The sequence below is a fragment of the Chryseobacterium sp. S90 genome (assembly GCF_047444895.1).
Taxonomy (GTDB): Bacteria; Bacteroidota; Bacteroidia; order Flavobacteriales; family Weeksellaceae; genus Chryseobacterium.
The window spans coordinates 114,611-137,569 of record NZ_JBLGCX010000007.1; the positions used below are offsets into that span (position 1 = coordinate 114,611).

General features: G+C 36.3%; 22 protein-coding genes. 9 read left to right on the forward strand and 13 right to left on the reverse strand.

All coding sequences use genetic code 11. The features are described 5' to 3' along the window. Window positions 1-10: 10 nt before the first annotated feature. The 3 genes from ACLMCG_RS18240 to ACLMCG_RS18250 all read right to left on the reverse strand — a co-directional run bounded on the left by ACLMCG_RS18240 (window position 11) and on the right by ACLMCG_RS18250 (window position 1,919). The gene (locus tag ACLMCG_RS18240; protein WP_223601379.1) at window positions 11-325 is read right to left on the reverse strand and encodes a hypothetical protein; all 315 of its coding nucleotides are present in this window, start codon (window positions 323-325) and stop codon (window positions 11-13) included. Between the two features lie 3 nt (window positions 326-328). Further along, window positions 329-1,144, reverse strand: a complete 816-nt coding sequence (panB, locus tag ACLMCG_RS18245; RefSeq protein ID WP_047381678.1) for a 3-methyl-2-oxobutanoate hydroxymethyltransferase — start codon at window positions 1,142-1,144, stop codon at window positions 329-331. 61 nt (window positions 1,145-1,205) lie between these two features. Continuing rightward, the gene (locus tag ACLMCG_RS18250) at window positions 1,206-1,919 is read right to left on the reverse strand and encodes a Crp/Fnr family transcriptional regulator (RefSeq protein WP_034692595.1); all 714 of its coding nucleotides are present in this window, start codon (window positions 1,917-1,919) and stop codon (window positions 1,206-1,208) included. 88 nt (window positions 1,920-2,007) lie between these two features. Here ACLMCG_RS18250 and ACLMCG_RS18255 point away from each other — a divergent pair, with 88 nt between their 5' ends. The 9 genes from ACLMCG_RS18255 (at window position 2,008) to ACLMCG_RS18295 (ending at window position 11,596) form a co-directional block, all read left to right on the forward strand. Further along, window positions 2,008-4,386: a heavy metal translocating P-type ATPase gene (locus ACLMCG_RS18255; RefSeq protein WP_413960701.1), complete on the forward strand. Its 2,379-nt coding sequence runs from the start codon at window positions 2,008-2,010 to the stop codon at window positions 4,384-4,386. A 109-nt stretch (window positions 4,387-4,495) separates the two neighbouring features. Further along, the gene (gene ccoS / locus ACLMCG_RS18260; protein ID WP_223601377.1) at window positions 4,496-4,708 is read left to right on the forward strand and encodes a cbb3-type cytochrome oxidase assembly protein CcoS; all 213 of its coding nucleotides are present in this window, start codon (window positions 4,496-4,498) and stop codon (window positions 4,706-4,708) included. 21 nt (window positions 4,709-4,729) lie between these two features. After that, window positions 4,730-6,991 carry a cytochrome-c oxidase, cbb3-type subunit I gene (gene ccoN, locus ACLMCG_RS18265; protein ID WP_047377333.1) on the forward strand — a complete coding sequence of 754 codons (2,262 nt, stop codon included), beginning with the start codon at window positions 4,730-4,732 and terminating at the stop codon, window positions 6,989-6,991. Window positions 6,992-7,013: 22 nt separating this feature from the next. After that, complete coding sequence (locus tag ACLMCG_RS18270) at window positions 7,014-7,214, forward strand: cbb3-type cytochrome oxidase subunit 3 (protein ID WP_002983870.1); 201 nt, start codon at window positions 7,014-7,016, stop codon at window positions 7,212-7,214. Between the two features lie 10 nt (window positions 7,215-7,224). After that, window positions 7,225-8,106, forward strand: a complete 882-nt coding sequence (locus ACLMCG_RS18275) for a cbb3-type cytochrome c oxidase N-terminal domain-containing protein (protein ID WP_223601376.1) — start codon at window positions 7,225-7,227, stop codon at window positions 8,104-8,106. Between the two features lie 94 nt (window positions 8,107-8,200). Next, window positions 8,201-9,655: a cytochrome c oxidase accessory protein CcoG gene (gene ccoG / locus ACLMCG_RS18280; protein WP_413960702.1), complete on the forward strand. Its 1,455-nt coding sequence runs from the start codon at window positions 8,201-8,203 to the stop codon at window positions 9,653-9,655. A 10-nt stretch (window positions 9,656-9,665) separates the two neighbouring features. After that, window positions 9,666-10,118 (forward strand): FixH family protein, encoded by a 453-nt coding sequence (locus ACLMCG_RS18285; protein ID WP_223601374.1) that lies wholly within the window; start codon window positions 9,666-9,668, stop codon window positions 10,116-10,118. After that, window positions 10,109-10,834, forward strand: a complete 726-nt coding sequence (locus tag ACLMCG_RS18290; protein WP_223601373.1) for a sulfite exporter TauE/SafE family protein — start codon at window positions 10,109-10,111, stop codon at window positions 10,832-10,834. Before ACLMCG_RS18285 ends, ACLMCG_RS18290 begins: the two co-directional genes overlap by 10 nt. 18 nt (window positions 10,835-10,852) lie before the next feature. Continuing rightward, entirely contained in the window at window positions 10,853-11,596 is a 744-nt protein-coding gene (locus ACLMCG_RS18295) for a hypothetical protein (RefSeq protein ID WP_413960703.1), read from the forward strand. Window positions 11,597-11,653: 57 nt separating this feature from the next. Here the strand turns inward: ACLMCG_RS18295 and serS are convergent, their stop codons facing one another. The 10 genes from serS to ACLMCG_RS18345 all read right to left on the reverse strand — a co-directional run bounded on the left by serS (window position 11,654) and on the right by ACLMCG_RS18345 (window position 22,925). Further along, the gene (gene serS, locus ACLMCG_RS18300) at window positions 11,654-12,922 is read right to left on the reverse strand and encodes a serine--tRNA ligase (RefSeq protein ID WP_223601371.1); all 1,269 of its coding nucleotides are present in this window, start codon (window positions 12,920-12,922) and stop codon (window positions 11,654-11,656) included. Window positions 12,923-12,988: 66 nt separating this feature from the next. Continuing rightward, window positions 12,989-13,507 (reverse strand): hypothetical protein, encoded by a 519-nt coding sequence (locus tag ACLMCG_RS18305; protein WP_223601370.1) that lies wholly within the window; start codon window positions 13,505-13,507, stop codon window positions 12,989-12,991. A gap of 38 nt (window positions 13,508-13,545) precedes the next feature. Further along, a complete protein-coding gene (gene asnB, locus ACLMCG_RS18310) occupies window positions 13,546-15,444 on the reverse strand; it encodes an asparagine synthase (glutamine-hydrolyzing) (RefSeq protein WP_413960704.1) in 1,899 nt (632 codons plus the stop codon). Window positions 15,445-15,510: 66 nt separating this feature from the next. Continuing rightward, complete coding sequence (locus tag ACLMCG_RS18315; protein ID WP_413960705.1) at window positions 15,511-16,764, reverse strand: oligosaccharide flippase family protein; 1,254 nt, start codon at window positions 16,762-16,764, stop codon at window positions 15,511-15,513. 5 nt (window positions 16,765-16,769) lie between these two features. Next, window positions 16,770-17,903 carry a glycosyltransferase gene (locus tag ACLMCG_RS18320; RefSeq protein ID WP_413960706.1) on the reverse strand — a complete coding sequence of 378 codons (1,134 nt, stop codon included), beginning with the start codon at window positions 17,901-17,903 and terminating at the stop codon, window positions 16,770-16,772. A gap of 97 nt (window positions 17,904-18,000) precedes the next feature. Next, window positions 18,001-18,489, reverse strand: coding sequence for a hypothetical protein (locus ACLMCG_RS18325; RefSeq protein ID WP_213277370.1), 489 nt, complete (start codon window positions 18,487-18,489; stop codon window positions 18,001-18,003). Between the two features lie 109 nt (window positions 18,490-18,598). Continuing rightward, window positions 18,599-19,735 carry a hypothetical protein gene (locus ACLMCG_RS18330; RefSeq protein ID WP_413960707.1) on the reverse strand — a complete coding sequence of 379 codons (1,137 nt, stop codon included), beginning with the start codon at window positions 19,733-19,735 and terminating at the stop codon, window positions 18,599-18,601. Between the two features lie 20 nt (window positions 19,736-19,755). Beyond that, on the reverse strand, window positions 19,756-20,541 hold the full coding sequence (locus ACLMCG_RS18335; RefSeq protein WP_047381714.1) for a (Fe-S)-binding protein: 786 nt from the start codon (window positions 20,539-20,541) through the stop codon (window positions 19,756-19,758). An 87-nt stretch (window positions 20,542-20,628) separates the two neighbouring features. Next, complete coding sequence (locus ACLMCG_RS18340) at window positions 20,629-21,966, reverse strand: (Fe-S)-binding protein (RefSeq protein WP_047424663.1); 1,338 nt, start codon at window positions 21,964-21,966, stop codon at window positions 20,629-20,631. Between the two features lie 8 nt (window positions 21,967-21,974). After that, the gene (locus ACLMCG_RS18345; protein ID WP_223601364.1) at window positions 21,975-22,925 is read right to left on the reverse strand and encodes an MlaD family protein; all 951 of its coding nucleotides are present in this window, start codon (window positions 22,923-22,925) and stop codon (window positions 21,975-21,977) included. Window positions 22,926-22,959 lie beyond the last annotated feature (34 nt).

The window sequence follows — 22,959 nt, forward strand, 5'->3', positions numbered from 1 at the left end:
CTTCTTCCGTCTATCTTCTTCTATTGGATAATGAAAGGATGATTCCCGCCAGAAGCCCTACTGTTTTTACTGCAGAAAGTTTTGAACCTTCCGGAATGAATGCTCCCAATACACAAATGACAGCGGCAGCATACATAGCATAGACAAAATTCTTATTGGTAAGCAGTGGAGCCTGAATAAAGAAGCTCGCACCTATCAGAACATAAAAAACTTTTCTTGAAAGTAAATGATTGATTTCCGGGGAAAATAAATTAAACCATCCTACAGCAAGACAAATCAGTGCTGCAATAGATAATATTCCCTGGATAGATTGTTGATTCTGCATAGATTAATAGCTTTCATTTTCGTTTGGAAACTCTACATTCTTCACATCTTTTACATATTGAGAAACTGCTCCTGTAATTTCTGTGTAAAGGTCAAGATATCTTCTTAAGAATTTCGGACTGAAACCCTTGTTCATTCCTACCATATCATGATATACCAAAACCTGTCCGTCACAATCTGCTCCGGCACCGATTCCGATAGTAGGAATGGAAATGCTTTCAGTCACTTTTTTCGCCAATTCTGCAGGTATTTTCTCCAATACAACAGAAAAACAGCCTAGTTCTTCCAAAAGCTGTGCATCAGCAATCAGTTTTTCAGCTTCTGCCTCTTCTTTAGCTCTTACTTTATACGTTCCGAATTTATAAATAGACTGTGGGGTTAATCCCAGGTGTCCCATTACCGGAATTCCTGCATTGATGATTTTTTTAATAGACTTGGAGATTTCCTTTCCGCCTTCAATTTTCACGGCATGTGCTCCACCTTCCTTCATCATTCTTACCGCAGATTCCAATGCTTTTTCAGGATTACTCTGATAAGTTCCGAAAGGTAAATCTGCTACCACCAAAGCCCTGTCGGTTCCTCTTACCACACTTTGAGCATGATAGATCATTTGATCCAGCGTAATAGGCAATGTAGTTTCAAAACCAGCCATTACATTTGCTGCAGAGTCTCCAATCAAAATAGCATCTACTCCACCTGCATCTACCATCTTTGCTGTGGTAAAATCATAAGCTGTAAGCATTGTTATTTTTTCCTTGTCGAATTTCATTTTACGCAAGGTTTCAGTCGTAACTTTTTTAATTTCAGAGTGAACAGACATAATTTATCTATTTTTAAAAGTTAAAAAGTCGGCCTTCAGCCGACTTAAGTTTTTGTATGATTTATAAAACTACGTGACCGAGTTTCATGAGTTTGTCGTGATTTAAGATCTTGATATTTCTTCCGTCTACTTCAATGAGACTATCCTGTTTGAATTCTGAGATCAGACGGATGGCACTTTCTGTAGCGGTACCAATGATATTGGCAATTTCTTCTCTCGTTAATGAGATCTTGATGAAGCCTTCAGGATCTACTCCCAGCTTCTGTTCCAAAAGCAGCAGTATTTCAGCCAGTCTTTCTCTTACTGTTTTCTGGGCAAGGAAAGTAATGGTATTTGAAGATTCTCCTAATTCGTATGAGATTTTCTGAAGCATTACGAAAGACAGTTGCGGATCTACTTCCAGAAGATACATGAAAATATCTGCGGGTAAGAAAACACATTCAATATCTGTCATAGCTTCTGCTTTGGCCTGGAAATTTTCCCCGCAAAGCAAAGAACGATAGCCGATGATATCCCCTTCTTTGATAAATCTTAAAATTTGATCTTTTCCGAACGCTCCTGATTTCGAAAGTTTGGCAGCCCCTTTTTCCAGAACAAAAACTCCTTTTGGAGTTTCACCATCCTCGAAAATGGTATCATGTTTCTGAAAACTCAGTTTCTTTTTGCCATTAATGTATTTTTCAAAATCTGCGCTAGAAAGTCTTTCTTTAAATGATTTATCATTAAAAACTCTGGCGAACCTCTCTTCAATTGCTATCTGTTGTTCCTGCGGCATTTTATATGATATTTATCACAAAAATAGAACTTTTTAACGCGATAAACAAAAAAATTTGTTATAATTTTGTAGTTCAATATTTTATGGGGTGAGCGAGAACTGTTTTCATTGTGGTCAAGGGATAGAAAAAGAGAGAATTTTATTTGATGAAAAGACTTTCTGTTGTAATGGATGTAAGTCTGTTTACGAAATTCTAAATTTAAATAATTTAAGCAATTTCTATGAGCTTAATAAAGGGGCAGGAATTCGTCCGAATGATGAAAATTCTACTCAATTTGACTACTTAGATACACCGGAAATTTTTGAAAAAGTGACTGATTTTTCTGAAGGAAATACCAGTCTCGTTACATTCAAAATCCCTGTAATCCATTGTTCTTCATGTATCTGGCTATTAGAAAGCCTTCATACATTAAATAAGCATATTAAATATTCGCAGGTTAATTTCACAAGAAAGACCTTACAGATTTCATTCAATCATAACGATCTGAAATTAAGCGAACTCGCTAAATTTTTAACTAACCTAGGATACAAACCGGTTATCAGCCTTGAAACCGCTGACAAAAATGAAGATCATCTTGACAAATCTTTATTAGTAAAATTTGCCATTGCTGCTTTTGCTTTCGGTAACGGAATGTTTCTTGCCTTTCCTGAATATATCGGAGGTGAAGATTATTGGATGGACCATTATAAAGACTTATTCAGAACTCTGATATTCCTTCTGGCAACGCCTGTTGTTTTCTACTCAGCTTCAGATTATTATAAATCTGCATGGTATGGTTTAAAAAATAAAATCGTCAACATTGATGTTCCGATTGTCTTAGGAATTTTCGTTCTATACGGGAGAAGTATTTATGAAGTCGTGACAGATTATGGCCCAGGATATTTCGATACTCTTTGTGGACTTTTATTCTTCATGCTTCTCGGAAAAATTTTCCAAAAAAGAACATACAATGCACTTTCCTATGACAGAGATTACAAATCCTTCTACCCGATTGCTGTAACAAAAGTTGATTTTGAAGGAAAACAGGATAATATTTTACTTTCCGAAATAAAAGTGGGTGACAGAATTCTCGTTAGAAATCAGGAAATCATTCCGGTAGATGCTATTCTGATCAACGGAGAAGGAAATATCGATAACAGCTTCATCACTGGAGAAAGTGAAAGTATCAGTAAGCAACCTGGTGATAAGATTTTTGCCGGAGGTAAGCAGATAGGATCTTCTCTGGAACTGGAAGTGATCAAGGATGTTGACCAAAGTTACCTTACCCAGCTATGGAACAAAGAAGCCTTTAAGAAACACGAAACAGGGCTTGACACACTGACAAACAACATCAGCAAATATTTCACATTCATTATATTAGGTATTGCTCTTGTTGCAGGAACCTACTGGGCATTTATTGATCTGGAGAAGATGTTCCAGGTGATTTCAGCTATTCTGATCATTGCGTGTCCTTGCGCTCTTGCACTGTCTGCACCGTTCACTTTCGGTCACATTATGAGAATCTTAGGCCGAAATAAGTTTTATGTAAAAGATACTTTAACGATTGAAAAAATCGCGAAGCTTGATACGATTGTCTTTGATAAAACCGGAACGATTACCCACAGAAAAAAATCAAATATCAAATATGAAGGACCAGAGATCAACGAATTTGATTCCCTGAATATTAAAACATTATTAAAGAACTCCAACCACCCGCTTTCAAAATCATTATATGAATTCATCGAAGTAAATGATGATTACTTCCCTGTAGAAAATTTTGTTGAAATTTCAGGAAAAGGATACGAAGCCATTGTAAGAGGAAACCTTTATAAAATCGGGTCTGCCCGTTATAATGATCAGGAACCTAAAAATCTGGAAACAGCGGTTTATATCAGCAAAAACGGAGTGTATTTGGGTAAATTCATCTTTAAGAATGAATACCGTCCGAAACTGAAAGAGCTTTTCACAAAATTAACCAGCTACAAAATATTTATCCTGAGTGGAGATAATTCCTCAGAAGAAAACCAGCTTAAAGAGCTTATTCCAAATTACAAAGGAATGGCCTTTAACCAAAACCCGGAAGACAAGCTGAATTACATTAAAAACCTTCAGGATCAACACATGAAAGTTGCAATGCTTGGAGATGGTCTTAATGATGCCGGAGCTTTAAAACAAAGTAATGTAGGAATTGCAATTGCTGACGATACAAATAGTTTTACACCATCCTCTGATGTGATTATGAACGGTGATAAAGTGGTCACCTTAGACAATTACCTGAACGTTTGTAAGGGCTCTATCACCATTGTGAAAATGACATTTATAATCAGTTTTCTATACAATATTGTTGGTTTAAGTTACGCTGTCACAGGGCATATGCATCCGCTCTTCGCTGCAATCATCATGCCAATCAGTTCGATCACCGTGGTTACCTTTACTACACTTTCAACCTGGATTTTAGGTCGGAAGTATTTCAAAAAACAGGCTTAAAAGCCCTTATTTAGACTGATTTTAAATTAGCTGAAATCGTCTTTTCGTGATGAAAGTCATTATTTTTCACTAAATTTGAACCCCGAAAATAGGTTAATTTTGTTGTCCAATGGATATTCTATATTTAATGATCCTCTGCAGTGTTTCTTTGGCTGCGATTTTCTTGGTCGTATTTATAGTGTATGCCCGAAAAGGACAGTTTGAAGATGATGAATCTCCGGCTGTCAGAATCCTTTTTGATGATGAAAAAGTCAAAGAAAATGATGAATCTGGCAACAAAGATAAAGACGAGAAAGAAATAGGAGAAAATAATAAAAATTGAGAAAAATAGTGAATAGTTGATATGGAAACACAGAAGTTTAGTTATGACAATAGTATTGTCCGTGCGTTCCTTTATGCGACCTTAGTTTTCGGTCTTATAGGGTTTACGTTCGGGCTTACGGCGGCATTAATGCTTTTCTACCCTGAATTACCTGAATTCTTTTTCGGGACAGATGACACAACCATCAAAAGTTTGGCATCAGGAAATATTCAAGGTTTAATAAACACTCATGGTGCATTTGGTTTTGGTAGAATCAGAATGCTGCACACCAACACCGTAATCTTTGCATTCGTTTGTAACATTGTTTACACGGGTATTTATTACTCATTACAGAGATTATTAAAAACAAGAATGTACAGTGACACTTTGTCTTGGTTACATTTCTGGACTTGGCAGTTTATGATCGTTGCTACGTTCGTTACGTTCTTTATGGGGATCAATACCTCTAAGGAATATGCTGAACACGAGTGGCCGATCGACATATTGATCGCATTCTCATGGATCATTTTTGGTATCAATATGTTCCTGACTATTTCAAAGAGAAGAGTGAGACACCTTTATGTAGCAATTTGGTTCTACATCGGTACATGGATTGCAGTAGCAATGCTTCACATCTTCAACAACCTTGAAGTACCTTTATCTTTCACAGGCTGGAAATCTTATTCAGCATATGCAGGAGTAAAAGATGCTATTGTACAGTGGTGGTATGGACACAATGCGGTTGCATTCGTATTGACGACTCCGGTTCTAGGTTTAATGTATTACTTCCTTCCGAAGGCTGCAGACAGACCGGTATTCTCTTATAAACTGTCTATTATTCACTTCTGGTCATTAATTTTCGTATATATCTGGGCTGGTCCTCACCACCTTCAGTATACAGCTCTTCCAGCTTGGGCTCAGGCGGTAGGAACAGGTTTCTCTATCATGCTTATTGCACCATCTTGGGGAGGTATGTTAAATGGTCTTCTTACATTAAGAGGAGCTTGGGATAAAGTAAGAGAAAATCCTATCCTTAAGTTCTTCGTAGTAGCTGTTACCTGTTATGGTATGGCAACGTTTGAAGGACCGCTTTTGGCAACTAAAAACATCAACAAAATTGGTCACTTTACAGACTGGGTTATCGGTCACGTACACTTAGGAGCTCTTGGATGGAATGGTTTCATGGCATTCGGGGTTATCTATTATTTGGTACCAATTATGTGGAGAACAAAACTTTGGTCTGTAAAATTAGCTAACTGGCATTTCTGGTTAGGTACTTTAGGAATCATTTTCTATGCAGTTCCAATGTATATTTCAGGATTCACACAAGGATTAATGTGGAAGCAATTCAACCCGGACGGAACCTTATTATGGAAAAACTGGTTGGATACAGTAACGGCTATTATCCCTTACTTCAAAATGAGATTCGTAGGAGGTTTATTCTATATCTCAGGATCTATCCTAATGATCGTCAACGTAATTGCTACGGTAAGAAAAGGATCGTTCCAGAAAGAAGTTCCTGCTGAAGCTCCTGCACTAGCAAACATCAGTAAAAACAGAAAAGAAGGAGAAGGTACTCACCTTTGGCTGGAAAGAACTCCGGTATTATTAGGTATTTTATCTTTCATTACAATATCTATTGGTAGTTCAATTGAAATCATTCCTACACTATCTCTTAAGAAAAGTGTACCTACGATTTCAGCGGTAAAACCTTATTCACCACTTGAACTTGAAGGTAGAGATATCTATATCCGTGAAGGATGTAACGCTTGTCACTCTCAGATGATCAGACCGTTCAGAGATGAGATCACAAGATTCAACGGTAAAAACGGACAATACTCTAAAGCAGGAGAATTTGTATACGACAGACCATTCCTATGGGGTTCTAAGAGAACAGGACCGGATTTACATAGAGAAGGTGGTAAAAATCCAAGTTCTTGGCACTACAAACACATGTATAACCCAAGATCAACTTCTGCAGGTTCTATCATGCCTCGTTATCCTTGGTTAATTGCTACAGACTTAGACAGAACTAAGATGGTAGACAAAATGAAGCTGATGAAAAATGTATTCGATGTTCCTTATTCTAAGGCTGAAATCGATTCTGCAGACAAATGGGCAAACAACCAATCAGCAAAAATTGTAAAAGATATCTTCTCTGAAGCAAATGACCTTAAGCAGGCTTATGCTAAGAGACCTCAGGGAGAACTAGAGAAAAAAGAAATTGTAGCTCTTATTTCTTATCTTCAGAGACTAGGTACAGATATCAAAACTACTGAAATCAAAACAGCAAGTAATAACTAAAAAACATTAAAAGGTTCATATTATGATTCCTCAGAACTTTAAAGATATATTATCCAATACAGAAAACGCTGGTTTCTACCAGACGCTGGCTCTGATTTTCTTTATGCTGTTCTTCATAGCTTTAGTAATCTATGTTTTTAGCAGGCCTAAGAAATATTACAAAGAAGAAGAAGAAGCACCACTTGGGGATGATGAGGATGACGATTTTAATTTAAAAAATTAAACTATTTTTTATGAAACAAAGAACACCTGTTGTAGTAAACATCTTAATAATAATCGGGCTTTTAATAGTTTTTTATTATTTATTTGTACAGAGCTACGCGTTCCTAGCTTCGCCTTACTTCTGGGGAACTGTTGTGATCGCTGGTATCCTTGCCTATATCCATAGCGCCATTGGAGATCTGATTGAAAACAACAAATTCAAAAAATTATCTCCGGAGGAGAAAGCAGCTTATTTAGCTGAAAAGAAAGTTCCTTTCTTAAAAAGAATGTACCAAAGTGCTTTCAAAAAGCAAACGGCTTCTGAAGAAAAAGATATCCTTATCGACCACGGTTTCGACGGAATCATGGAGCTGGATAACCAATTACCAAAATGGTGGGTAGGTTTATTCTATTTTGGGACCGCTTTTTGTATTGTATATATTGCTGCATACTCTTTCACAGACTTCGCTCACCCGTTAAGCGAATATGAAAAAGAATATAAAGAGCAGTTAGCCAGTATTGAAGAATACCAAAAAACTCAACCTCCTGTAACAATAGAAACGGCTAAGTATTCAGCTGATAACATTGCAGAAGGTAAAGAATTATTCAAAACAAACTGTGCATCTTGTCACAAAGAAGACGGTAGTGGAGGTATCGGACCAAACCTTACTGATAACTACTGGATCAACCAGCCTGAGAAAACGTTATTCAAAAACGTATTCCATATGGACTGGAATGGTTCTCCTACTAACCCTGCGATGAGAGCATTCGGTAAAAACGGAGAAGTTTCAGGTGCAGAAATTGAAAAGATTGCAGCGTATGTATATCATATCAATCAAGAGCAACCACCAGTGACTCAGGCTCAAGGAGGAGCAGCTCCTCAAGGAACTGAAGCACATTGGGAAAAAGAATAATTTAAAAAATTAGAAACATATGAAAAAAACATAATTTGTTATTAGATTAAAATAGTAACGAATTATGTTTTTTCTTTTTTAAAACCTATTACATATGTCAGACATAGAAGAAATAGAAGTACGCGGCGGACAGGGACAGGTTCTGGACCCTGAAACTTACAGAGATTCTATAGGGACAATGGAGCAATCCGGAAAAAGAAGATGGGTATTCCCGAGAAAGCCTAAAGGGAAATATACCAACTATAGAAACATTGTAAGCTATTTATTATTAATTATTTATTTTACATTGCCGTTCATCAAAATCAACGGTAATCCATTATTATTGTTCAATGTCATAGACAGAGAATTTTTCATCTTTGGACAGCCTTTCTATCCACAAGACTTTTTTATCCTAACTTTAGGTGCTATTGCCTCTTTAATCTTTATTATTGTTTTTACGATTGCGTTCGGAAGAATTTTCTGCGGGTGGATTTGCCCTCAGACAATTTTTATGGAATCGATCTTCCGTAAAATAGAATATCTGATTGAAGGTGACAGAAACAAGCAAATGAAGCTGGACAGACAGGAGTGGAACAGCGAAAAGATCTGGAAAAGAAGTTTAAAATGGACTGTTTACATCATCATTTCATTAATAATCACCCACTTCATGTTCATGTATATCGTAGGATATGAAGAAGTATTCAAGATCATTGGTGAAGGGCCATTTGCACACCCTACCAATTTTATCGTAATGATTCTTCTTACTGCTGCATTTTACTTTGTATTTGCATGGTTCAGAGAGCAGGTTTGTACATTGGTATGCCCGTACGGAAGACTTCAGGGAGTATTAATTGATAAAGATACAATCAACGTTTTCTATGACTTCAAAAGAGGAGAAAACAGATCAAAATGGAGAAAAGGAGAAGACCGTAAGGCTGCAGGCAAAGGAGATTGTATCGACTGCCACCAGTGTGTAGTGGTATGTCCTACGGGGATTGACATCAGAGACGGACAACAATTGGAATGTATCAACTGTACAGCCTGTATTGATGCCTGTGATGAAGTAATGGAAAAAGTAGGACTTCCAAAAGGATTGATCCGATATGCTTCTGAAAACGAAATTGAAAAAGAAACTCAATTTAAGTTTACAGGAAGAATGAAAGGATTTACCGTATTCTTATTCCTTCTGGTAGGATTCTTAGGATACCTTCTTTACAGCCGTGGTGAAATGGAGGCTAAATTCATTAAACCGGCAGGAAGTACATTCTTTGTAAAAGAAGGTAAAATTACCAATACTTATAATTATACTTTCCTGAATAAGACAAACGAGAAAAAGATCGTTACCATCAAAGTAATTGATCCTGCACATGGTGAAATCACTTACAGTGCGTCCAGTAAGATTCAGGTAGACCGGGATAAAATTTCTAAAGGGACAATTAATATCAGCTTCCCGGAAGATGAAATGAAGCTTTCTAAACAGAATATTACCATTGGCGTTTACGATATGAAAGGTAAATTGATCGATTCATATCAGACTTATTTTGAAGGGCCATTCAAACTGCAATTTTAATTAGATAAAAATGAAGAACTTTAGTTGGGGACACGGTGTTGTAATTGCATTATTAGCATTTATAGTTTTTATATTATCCATGATGTTCCTTTTCCCGAACGGGCAGAAGAACTCTGAAATGGTAACGGATAATTATTATGAAGAGGAGTTGAAATATCAGGATGTCATTGATGCTAAGAAAAAGGCAGATGAATTACCGGAAAAACCTGTATACAGCCAGGATCCTAAAGGGATTAAAATTACTTTTCCAAAAGAATATAACAACTCAAATACTACGGTAAAATTTGTTTTAAACAGAACCGACGACCAGAATTTAGATATCAAAAAATCTGTGCAGCTTGATGCCAGCCAATCTTTCACAATTCCTTCACAGGTATTGAAAGTAGGAAACTACACCTTAAGATTAAGTTGGACAAAAGATAAAACAGACTACCGAATGGATTATGATGTGATATGGAAATAGGACTTATTGTATCGGCTATTGCTTTAGGCTTTGCTTCCGGATTTCACTGTATCGGAATGTGCGGACCTATTGCTTTATCGATGGGATTAACCAAAAAACAGGCTGCCAACTTCTATCTTCAGAATCTTACCTATCAATTCGGAAGAATATTCACCTATTCATTATTGGGTGCGCTTCTTGGAATTATCGGGCAGGGATTTGAAATGGCAGGTTTCCAGAAATATCTGACTATAACAGCAGGAGTTCTTCTGATCATTATGGCTGTATTTTCGTTTGGCGGAAAAGATTTTGCATCAAAAATTCCTTTCCTTTCCAAATTTTTATACTCTGTCAAATTAAACTTAGGAAAACTTCTTCAAAAGGCAGATTACCGTTCAAGATTCTCTACTGGCGTTCTTAATGGCTTTTTACCTTGTGGAATGGTTTACATGGCACTTACAGCAAGCCTCGCAGGCGGAGGAATATGGCAGGGAGCTTTATATATGGCTTTATTTGGTATGGGAACCCTTCCGTTCATGTTTGCCATTGTTCTGGCTGGAAATCTCATGAATCAGGCTTTCAGAGTGAAAGTTTTGAAGGCGGTTCCTGTAATCATGATTATTTTAGGAGGATTATTTATTCTAAGAGGTCTTGAACTGGGAATTCCTTATGTTTCTCCAAAAGCAGAAGCCATGACAATCTCTAAAGATCCAAACGGAGCTGTTAACTGCCATTAATTCGTATTTAAATACACCATGAAGAAAACCATTGTCTTATTTCTGATAAGCCTTTTTATGCTGCAATCCTGCAACATTAATACTGAAGTAATCTACCATAAAGATGCAGCTTCATCTATGATTACTGATATTGATACCAGGGAATTTATGGCTGAGATGCAGGCCATGACACCAGATTCATTACAAGAGGAGAAGTTCAAGGATATGGATAGATTTCCAACCATCTGGACAAGTATGTATGATATGTTAAAGAAAGAAGGAAAACTGAAAACTGAAAATCAGGATACTATTAAAATCCTGAAAAAGTTTTTTTTGAAATCTGTAAAAGAAGACAACAAACCTGTTCCTGTTGGCTATTCCTTTAAAATGGATCATATCACGCCTAATGATTATGAATTAATTAAAAATTTTAATAAAGACGAAAAGTTACCCTTTGATCAAAATTTACTCAATATCTGGGATGGAAAAACGCTAACCATTAATACAGATTTTTTCAACGTTAAAAACATTGAAGAAGTTCTTCAATCTAAAGGTTCAAAAGAGGAAACTCAACAAATGGAAGGAATGATGATGATGTTTTTCAAAAATATAGGAACAACATTAAAATTTGAAAATAAAATAAAGTCAATCACAGGTAAACATGACTGGTTAAAACAGGTTGACGACTATTCTGTACGAATAGAATATGACCTGAAAGCCCTATATGACAAAGATTCAAAATTCAAAAACGCTGATAAAAAAATAATTATCGTTACAGAATAAAGCAAAACCCACCGATATCCGGTGGGTTTTTATTGTATACTAAATTAACTGATTAATTTAGTTGATTACCTCAAATCTTGCATATTCTGCAATCTTCTTAGGAAGCTTGATTCCTTCCGCTGTTTGATTGTTTTCAAGCAATGCCGCCATAATTCTTGGCAGTGCCATTGCAGATCCGTTCAGAGTGTGAACCAATTGAGATTTACCATCACCTTTGTAACGGCATTTCAATCTGTTCGCTTGGAAAGTTTCAAAGTTAGAAACAGAGCTTACTTCCAACCACATTTCCTGCGCGGCACTCCATACTTCAAAATCATAAGTCATTGCAGATGCAAAACCAGTATCACCACCACAAAGTCTTAATACTCTGAATGGAAGCTCAAGATCTGTAAGGATTTCCTTAATGTGCTCTACCATTTCTTCCAAAACAGCGTAAGAGTTCTCAGGTTTTTCAATTCTTACAATCTCTACTTTTTCAAACTGGTGAAGACGGTTTAATCCTCTTACATGAGCTCCGTAGCTTCCCGCTTCTCTTCTATAACACTGAGAAAATGCAGTATTTTTAATTGGAAGATCTTTCTCCTCAAGCAATACATCACGGTAAAGGTTTGTTACAGGAACTTCTGCTGTAGGAATAAGGTATAGTTTATCTTCGTTGATATAATACATCTGTCCTTCTTTATCCGGCAGCTGCCCGGTTCCAAATCCAGATGCTTCATTCACGACGTGAGGAGGATTTACTTCTGTATATCCTTTTTCTACGTTTTTATCTAAGAAATACTGAACCAAAGCTCTCTGCAATCTTGCCCCTTTTCCTAAATAAACCGGGAAACCTGCTCCTGCAATTTTAACCCCTAATTCAAAATCAATAAGATTGTATTTTTTGGCCAGTTCCCAGTGAGGAATAGCTCCTTCACCAAGACCTTCTACCGGATGAGACTGGAAAATCATTTCGTTGTCATCAGCAGAAGCTCCGCTTTTTACCAATTCATTTGGAATGTTCGGAAGCTGGTACAGAATATTCAGTAAGTCATTTTCTTTAACTTCTAACTGGGATTTCAATTCTGAGCTCGACTCTTTGTATTGTGCTGTTTTAGATTTTGCAGATTCCGCTTCTTCTTTTTTCCCTTCTTTCATCAAAAGCCCGATTTCTTTCGAAATTTTGTTGATTTCGGATAGCTGGGAATCTAGTTCAAACTGGATTCTTTTTCTTTCGTCGTCGGCAGCGATAGCCTCGTCTACCAACTCAAGATTTTTGAATTGTCTTTTCTTAAGACCTTCTAAAACGCGTTCTTTATTGTCGCGCAAAAAATTGACTTGTAACATTTTATTTAGATGTTAAATATTAGATGTTTAGCTTATAATAAGCTAACAATTGTACAAATTTAAAAATTATTTTGTGATAGTGACAGTATTTATCGAAGTGGGAGCATTTTCATCCTTAGAAAATACCGGAACTTTGTTATATAAAACTTTTGAAACCTGGAATACCGTTGGTGTATTACGATACTGAACTTCCAAAGTATCAATCACATTATCACTTGCATTAGTACTTTTTGTATACGTAATCTGCATTCTGGAGTAGTAAGAATTTCCTGTCCCCGGATTATCAGGACTTATAGAATCCAGCCTTCTTCTTTTGGCTCCTGCCAGATACTCCATATAGAATAAGGAATCCGTTGTCATTCTTAAAGAAACACTTACCGGAGCAATATCTTTGGTTCCAAACATATCATTTACCGAGAATCCAGTATAAGATCCGGTTTTTTTACTGTTCAGAAGATCCTGTCCAGTGCTGTTTTTCACATAGATATTAAGTAACTGATCTATTCTCTGCAAAGAATCATCATCACTTTTACAACTTACAAGTGCAAAAACTGCAACAAGTATGCTCCAAAAATATTTCATCATAAATACAAAGGTAAAATATTAATCTTTAGGCTGCTTCTTTATTTTTCAAAATATTTCTGATACCACAGTTCAAAAGTTACCAGCTGCCAGATTTTCACCCAGTCATACTCATGTTCCTGATAATTCCACCACTCATCAATTACTGCACTATTGAAGAAGTTTCTCTTTTTTAAACTTTCAAGATTTTCAACAATAAAATCTCTTACTCTTTTTTCATGCTTAATGAAATAATGAACCGGAAAAGAAAATCCTTTCTTAGGCATATTCAAAACGGATTCAGGAAGATATTTTTCAGCTGTTTTACGCAGCAGTGGTTTGTTCTTACTTCCATTAAATCTGATATTCTCAGGTAATGACGCTACATAATTGATCAGATTATTACTCAGATAAGGGTAACGAAATTCCACGCTATATTTCATAGCACTCAGGTCATCCCTGAATACATGATGGGAAGACAGGGAATATTTCATATCGTATTCAAAATATCCGGAATAGCTTTTTGATTCAGAAGCATGGTAACCGGATAAATCAGTGTTAATGTTTTTAAAAATAGATTTCTGTAAAAGACTTTTTACTTCCGAAGGCATCATACTGATCTGGCTCTGTCTGAAAAAATCAAACATATCATCCTGAGAAAAGTAGTTTTTTATCCGTTGCGAAAATTTATCTTTGGTAAAAATAAAAGGCTTTACAAAGTTAAAATTCCTCATCAACAGCCATCTATTCAGCTTTAAGGTATGGGAATAACCGGCAAAAAGTTCATCGGCACCATTTCCGCTTAATACCACTTTAAAATCTTTGTCATGTGCATATTTTGCGGCATTGATCAAAACTTCAAAACTGCTGTAAGGTTCTTCAAAGTGCTGAATATTTTCCTTAAGCTGTTCCAGCGCTTCATCATCGCTCACTTCTTTTATATCATGTGAAACACCAAAATGGCTGGCAGCCAGAGATGCATTTTTCACTTCTTCTTCAGAAAACTGGTAAGAGATGGTGTATGTGTTAATATTGGGGTTGAAAGGTTTTGATTTTGAAGCAATTAAAGTAGAATCTATCCCACCGCTCATCATCACTGCTACAGGAACATCTGCATATAACTGTTCTGATATACTTTCAGAAAGCAGTTCATCTATTTTTCTTACAGCTGCTTCTTCCGAAACTTTTTTTACAGACGGCGGGGGCAGTGTCCAGAATTTTTCTTTGGTAATTTTATGACCTGTTAAATCAATAGTTATAATAGAAGCAGGTTCCAGGGATAAAATATCCTGAAAGCATGTTTGCGGAGCTAATGTCGTTTGAAAAAGGAAATTGGTGTAAACGCCATTCCAGTTGATTTCAGGCTTTACAAATTCATTTTTCAGCAGCGCTTTTATCTCCGAAGCCCAAACCACTCCCTTTTCACTTTGATGGTAAAAAAGTGGTTTCATTCCTACTCTATCTCTTGCCAGTATAAGTTTTTTATTGGTAAGGTCAACAATACAGATTGCAAACATCCCATCCAGCTTTGCAAAGGTTGAGTTCCCCCACTCCTGGTAGCTCTTTAGGATAACTTCAGTATCAGAATTGCTTCGGAATGAATGGCCTAAGGACTCAAGTTCTTTTCTTAATTTTTTAAAATTATAAATCTCTCCATTAAAAGTGATAATGATCTGTTCATTCTCAGAAAGCATCGGCTGATGGCCTTTTTCAGAAAGATCAATAATAGATAATCTGCGGAAGCCCAAGGCAATATCAGAACTTCTTTCCTGTAAAACCGGAAACTGTTCTTTAATTTTCGGAGTAGAATCATTTCCTGAGAAAGAAATTCCCTGCTCATGGTCATATAGCCAGAATCCTTCATCATCCGGCCCGCGATGTTGGATCGCCTGATTCATTTCCAGAATATTTGTAGAGGAAATACTTTTATGAAATGAATAATAACCGCTGATTCCGCACATACAATGAATTAATAGATTTGTAAAAATAGGAAAATGACTTTGTTTTCCGCCCCTGAACTGAGTAAATTATTTCTTCAAAAATTTTTCTTTTAAAAGCTGAATCTCTTCTTTTGATACCATGTAATCTTTCAAACTGAAGGTGGTAGAACTATAAAATTTTCTGAACAGCAGAAAGGCAGAAACCAAATATGATGATGTGGTGGCAAGACAAGCCCCCCAAATTCCCCATCTTGGTATTGCAATGAAAGAAAACACTACAGTAACAACCAGTCCTACAATTGATTTTATATTGAGAATTTTTAACTCCCTCATTCCTGAAAAGTAATGTCCTACCATATCACTCACAGCGATGGCAAAAATTCCCGGAGATAAGAGAAGCATAATTTCTTTGGTATTTCTGAATTCTTTTCCGAAAATCATTTCATAGACCTGCGCCGGAATAATAATGATTCCCAGTACAAAACCTATCATCAGAATAAAGGTCAGTTTTAAAGAATCCTTGGTTTTATCTACAGATTCTTCCCTGCTTTTACTATTCACTACATCTGAATATAAAACCACGGCAATACTGCGGGTAATCGTCCAGATCGCTTCAGAAAAAGTCACTCCGATAGAAAATATCCCTACGCTGGCAATGCCTTCAAAATATTCAAGAAAATAAAATGAAAGTCTATAGTTCAGAAACTGGACAAATGCACTCAGTTGGGTTTTCCAGCCGTATTCAAACATATTTCTGGCAACATCTTTACAGAATGATATTTCGGAAATATCACATTTCTTAATGATCTGAAAAAAACTGGTCAGAAAAAGAAGCGCCAGACATCCTATCTGTGCAAGAAAGTATACTGAAACATCTTTCTTTCTGAAGAGATATACCAATATCCCGATAAATATGATGTGTATAAGCTGTTGTAAAACAGTATAAATATTAAACTTCCTAATATCCTGTGTTCCAATAAATAAACTAATATTTGTGGATAACAGTGAAGAAAAAACAGAAATTCCGATAAGATACAAAAGATATTCACTCTGAATAGAAGCCAGGCTGAATAGAAAAGGAATCAAAAGCCCCGTCAGAAGAGACCACAAGTAGGCAAATAATAAAACTTTTTCTATTTTAAACCTTGAGGCAAAATAGGAAGCACTGCTTCCCGAAAAGATACTGCTGAAAAAACTCACTGCTGCAGCATTGGCAACCACAATAGAAATGGTTCCCTTTCCTTCGCTTCCCCACATATTCGTAGAATAGATCACCAGCCCGAAACTCAGGATCAGAATAAGAAAACGTGAGACAAAGGTTTTAATAATAGTAAGCTGCATAGCAATTATTTATCAATAGATTTTTTCACAAAATCAACAAACGAATCTTTTATCGTTCCCCAATTATATTTTCTTTCAAATTCATTCCGTGCATTGAGAGCATGCAAATGATACAATTCCGGGTTTCTTACATATTTGAGGATAACTTCTGAAATGGCTTCAGCATTCTGCGGATCTACCAAACTGCCAAATGAAAGCGTGCCCATATGTTTTCGGATTCCCTTCAAGTTTGAATAGATCACTGGTTTTCCCGCTCCCATAAAGTAAAACAATTTTATTGGCAGTGAGTGATTATTTTCAAAATTGATTTCCCGAAGGTCAAAACATAGGTCTGCATCTGCAAACGCTTCTGTAAACCGCTCAAAAGCAGCAGGTTTTCTGATCTCGATATTATTAAAAGAATATTTCTTCAGTAATGCTGAAAAATAGAGTTCATCACTTTCCTGTACTGTTGATCCGATAATCAGAATCTTAATATGAAGGGCTGGAACTTTTTGACGGAGAAGATCTACAGCTTTAAAGAAATTTTCAATCCCTTTATCTTTAGAAATCTGACCTGTATAGCATAAAGTAAGGGCATTAGGCTCAGGATTCTTGATATTTTCACTGATATAAACAAGATCCGGATAATAAGGAAGAATCATTTGTTTTTTAAAGCAAAAAAAATACGCCAAAGGAAACTTTTTTGTACTTTCTCCAAAAATGAGATGAGTGCTTAAAAAACCTGCATACCACTGAATAAGAGAAAACTTAACGGCCTGAAAGATTTTAGCCGGAAACCGATACTTGTCCAGCATCGACATAGAAGGATACCATTCTGTAACATCAAAGATACAGCTTGCATGATGCTCTTTTACAAATTTCTTTGAAGCCACCACAGCAAGAGGTTCGGAACAAATAATCGCCTGAGGTTGAAAATTGTCACAAACCTTACGGAATGTTTCCATTTTCTTTTCTATACTTTCTTCCAGAATGGCGTAGGATTCTATTTCAATTCCATCAATAACTCCATTGTACGCTGCATATAAACTGCATATTTTTACTTCATACCCATTATCTCTAAGAGCCTTTGCCTGATGATAAAAAATACGGTCATCATTATAGCTGTGGGATGTCGTTAAAAAAAGTACTTTAGGCATTAGTCTTACTCGAATCTATGCAAAGATACATTAAAACAAAAAAGTGAGAAACACGTTCTCACTTTATGATTATTCAGCTGTATAAGCTTAATAGTGTTTATTTTATAGAAGCCGCCCAGCTTTTCTCTAAAGGAAGAAGGAAGTGGCTCAAAAAGTCAAGGTAAGTGTTTTTTGAGAAGTCAAAAACCTGGATATCGTCTGAAAGTTCTCCATTTCTCAATTTTGATTTAAAATCAATCAGCTTTAAAGTTTTCACTTCACCATTTTCTACAAAACTAGCTTTCATTCTGTCGAAAAGCCCCAATTGATATTCTTCATCAATTTCTCTCATTACCTTCCCTAAAGCATCAATGCTGCATCCTGAAGCCATTTCTTTTTCTTCATCTACACACACCACAATAAACTGATTCTTTTCAATTTTAAATGAAGAAGAAAGCGGTTTTCCATGAGCGGCCCATGTAGCAAGGAAATCAAATAGTTTTTCGGTAATTGTCTTTGCTTCTTTAGTTTCAAAAGGTCTTGAAGCCGGATATATAATGACTCTGTAGTCGTTGGTTTCTACAATATTAGATTCTTCGATTTTCATAATGTAAGTATTTATTTTTCAAGGATCTGCGTAATTACTTTCAGTTCTGATTCTTGAACAGATATTTCTGAAATGATGATATCAAACCCTTATTATCTTAAAGGCAAAATTACGCAATTTTCTCGAGTTTGAGATCATTGTATTTTTTACTCAGCACATAGAGCATCATAATAAAAAGCGGAAAAATAAACGGAAAGAAGAACCTCAATGCTGCCGACTGTGGAAAGAAAAAGAATTTGATGTACACGTTTACAAGGAAAAGTACTGAAATCATCCTTACCCATGCATCTTTGGAACGCCAAAATACTATTGCGATCATGATGCTTACAGATAAAGTTACCTTTTTAAAGTAGATAATCTTGATATAAATAATACTCAGATAGTCTTTTAAACTTACATCGATGGGATGTGTCGAAATAATAGGTCTTCTGTCGATAAAAGTGTCGTAAAAAACGTCTTTCCAGCCTGGATAATGGTAAAATTTAATGATCGTCAGATACATCGCTAAAAGTACTGCGCCTTGTGCAATAAGGGAAATATCAATCTTCTTTTCTCTGAAATAGTAAAAGAAGAAAACTGCCATAATATAAGTAAGGGTAAATGTAATATAATCCGGTCGTATAAAAGTAATAGAGAACAGAAGCACAAACATCGCCCATTTATCCCAATTTTTTATTAAACCGATGATAAAGATCAGGATAAACTGAAAAATGAACATATCCGGTGTGGAAACCCTGGACATATATGTCATTGGCGGCAAAAGCATACAGGCAACCGTTAATCCTGCTGCCAACCAGTATTTCTTCGGAAACAGAAGTTTTAGAATATAAAACAATAATAATCCGGAAAAAAAGTAAGAAATAAGACTGGTAAACAGGACGGCCATTGGAGAGCTAAGTCCCAGCTTATAAAAAAGGGTTATTACAAGAATATACCCTACTTTGATTTGAAAATAGGGTAATTGTTCTGTAAAAGATTGTGTATTTTTTACGAAATACTGCCTTGGAATATCCCACTGCTTTATTCCGATGATGTCTGTATAATGGTCCGCAGGAGCTTCTTTTTTTATTTCATCATAAGTGATGATCCGAACTTTATCCGGTGAATTCGGGAACTCAGAAGTGTACATACTTCCTAAATACCCCGGCATATCCCAGTCATATACTCTGTTTTGGTAATTCCAGAATGTAAGAGCAGCAAGTATCGAAATTATAAACAAAAAGGAGAGTCTCCATTCTACCTTCATAAACCTGTATAAGATTACAATTATAAATCTTCTGCTTCAGCAAGAAGTTCAACGATATCTTTTACGGCTACTTCTGTATTTTTGTTAAAGTGTTTCACACCATCCGTCATCATGGTATTACAGAATGGGCATCCTGTAGCAATTACCTTTGGCTCAAAAGATAAAGCTTCTTCTGTTCTTTCGATGTTGATGTCTTTTTTTCCTTTTTCAGGTTCTTTAAACATCTGTGCTCCTCCTGCTCCACAGCAAAGCCCATTGGTCTTGCAACGCTTCATTTCTACAAGCTCTGCATCCAGTTTCTCAAGCAGCATTCTTGGAGCTTCATATTCATCATTGGCACGTCCCAGGTAACAAGGATCATGGAAAGTAATTTTTTTCCCTTTGAATGCGCCTCCTTCTATTTTCAGTCTTCCTTCTTCCATTAAGGTTTTAAGGAACTGAGTATGGTGCACTACGTCAAAATGGCCGCCTAAGCTTGGATATTCATTTTTCAGGGTATTGAAACAGTGTGGACAAGCCGTAACAATTTTTTTTACTTCGTAAGCGTTCAGCACTTCAATATTCGTAAGGGCCATCATCTGGAAAACGAATTCGTTTCCTGCTCTTTTTGCAGGATCTCCGGTACAGCTCTCTTCCTGTCCTAAAACTGCAAATTCTACCCCTATCTTATTTAATATCTTGCAAAATGCTTTTGTAATTTTTTTAGCACGGTCATCAAAGCTTCCCGCACATCCAACCCAAAATAAAACTTCCGGGGCTTTTCCTTCGGCAGCATATTCTGCCATTGTTTTTATATTGAAATCCATTTCTTTTTCAATTTGAAAATGTGAGAATCTGGAAATTTGAAATGATTAGAATTGTATCAATTTCAAATTTTCAAATCGATTAATTATCTAGTTTTCCGATGCCCAATTAAGACGGTCAGCCTGATTGTACTGCCAAGGAGCTGCATTATTTTCCACATTGGTCATCATCAGATTCAGTTCCTGTGGAGCAGCAGACTGTTCCATCACCAGGAATCTTCTCATTTCAAAAATTATGGAAAGCGGATCAAGCAATACCGGACAGGCTTCTGTACATGCATTACATGTTGTACAAGCCCAAAGTTCTTCTTTTGTGATATAATCGTTCAACAGTTTTTTACCGTCATCAACGAATTTTCCGTTTGCATCAATATTTCGTCCTACTTCTTCCAATCTGTCTCTGGTTTTCATCAGGATAAGTCTCGGAGAAAGTTTTTTACCGGTAATATTAGCCGGACAAACGGAAGTACAGCGTCCGCATTCTGTACATGAATACGCATTAAGCAGCTGTACCTGGTTAAGGTCAAAGATATCTTCAGCACCGAATTTAGACGGTACATCAGCTTCAGCTCCTTCAGCTGGTGCAGCATAAGGATCTGCATTAGGATCCATCATTAATTTGATCTCTTTTGTTACAGAGTCAAGATTATTGAATTTTCCTTTTTTATCAAGATTTGCATACCACGTACTTGGAAATGCAAGAATAATATGTAAGTGTTTTGAGTAATAAAGATAGTTCATGAAGAAAAGAATCCCCACAAAATGGAACCACCAGGCTCCTTTTTCTGTGAACATCAAAAATCCGCTGTCAAAATTGAAAATTTCCAAAAACGGAACGAATGTCATTTCACTAATCGGGAAGCTTCCATGTTCAGGAAAAACACCTCTCGCCTGTAAAATAAAATCTGAAGCATTCATCATAAAGAAAGCCATCATCAGAGCAAATTCAATGATCAAAATCCAGTTTGCATCATTTTTAGGCCATCCGAAAAGTTCTTTCATTGTCAATCTTTTCACTCCGTAAAAATTTCTACGAATAAAGAAAATAACAACACCAATCACCACCAAAAGTGCTAAAACTTCTAGTGTTGCAGTGAAGAAGTTATAAAATGTATGTCCTAAAATGCTTGATAAGAAACGATGTGTCCCAAATATTCCATCAACAACGATTTCTATTAATTCGATATTAATAATCACAAAACCGACATATACAAAAAGGTGCAAAACTCCCGCAACAGGACGTGCCGTCATTTTACTCTGACCCATTGCTACACGAGCCATCGTTCCCCAACGTTCTCCTTTTCTGTCGTTTCTGTTGATTTCGTGACCTAACCTGATATTTCTATAGATCTTTAAAAGGCTTTTGGCAAACAAACCAAATCCGGCCACTAATAAAATCAGGAAAATAATGTTATCGATGTACTGCATACGGTGTATTAGTCTTTATTATTTTTACCGAAAACCGAGAAGTTGATATATCTTTTCGGGTTCGCTTTCATATCTTCAATTAATGTATTCAGGTTGGAAGAAGCTGAATTCAGATTATTGTAAAGCTGATCATCTTTCATCAGTTTACCTAAACTTCCTTCTCCTTTGTCTATTCCACCAATCACCTGATTCAGTTTTCCTACAGTAGCATCCAAGTTGGCGATAGTTGCATTCAATTGTTTAGTATCAATGCTCTGTGCCAGATTTCCGTATTTATCCAGCGTCACTTTTCCACTCTGCATCGTAAGGCTTGCATCATCCAGTACTTTCTGAAGTTTAGGATCATTGTGTCCTACCAGGCTGTTTACACTTCCTGCTGTAGTCTGTAATGCACCTACGGTTTTATTAAGATTGGATAATAAAGCTTTTATTTCAGCTCTGTTTTGAGCATCAACAAGCAGATTGGCATTAGCCATCAAAGAGTCTACTCTGTGTAGAACTACCTGCAGCTGATCTTTTACCGGACCTACCTGAGAAGAAAGACTTCCCAACGTTCCCAGTTTGAAAGCACCCTGCAGGGTATCACCGTCTTTAGCGGTCTGACCTCCGTATGCAAGGTTTACTCTCATTTCTTTGCCGGACATTAATCCTGGTTCAAAGATTTCTAATGATGAATTTTTTGAAAATTCAAATTTGTTATCTACTGTAATTTTTACAACAAAATTAATTTTACCGTCTTTTGAGGTTAGAGGAATAATTTTATCCACCTGCCCTACTTTCAATCCGTTGATAGAAACTGCCGAAGACTGCGCCAGACCTTCTACATTATCATATTTTGCGTAAAATATATTGTCGGTAGTAAAAAGGCTTTTCCCTTTCATAAACTGAAACAATACCACAAAGCCTACAATAGCCAGAAGTGTGATCACACCAGCTTTTAATTCTTTACTGAACTTCACTTGCTAATTTTTTTCTAATAAGCAAATATAACAC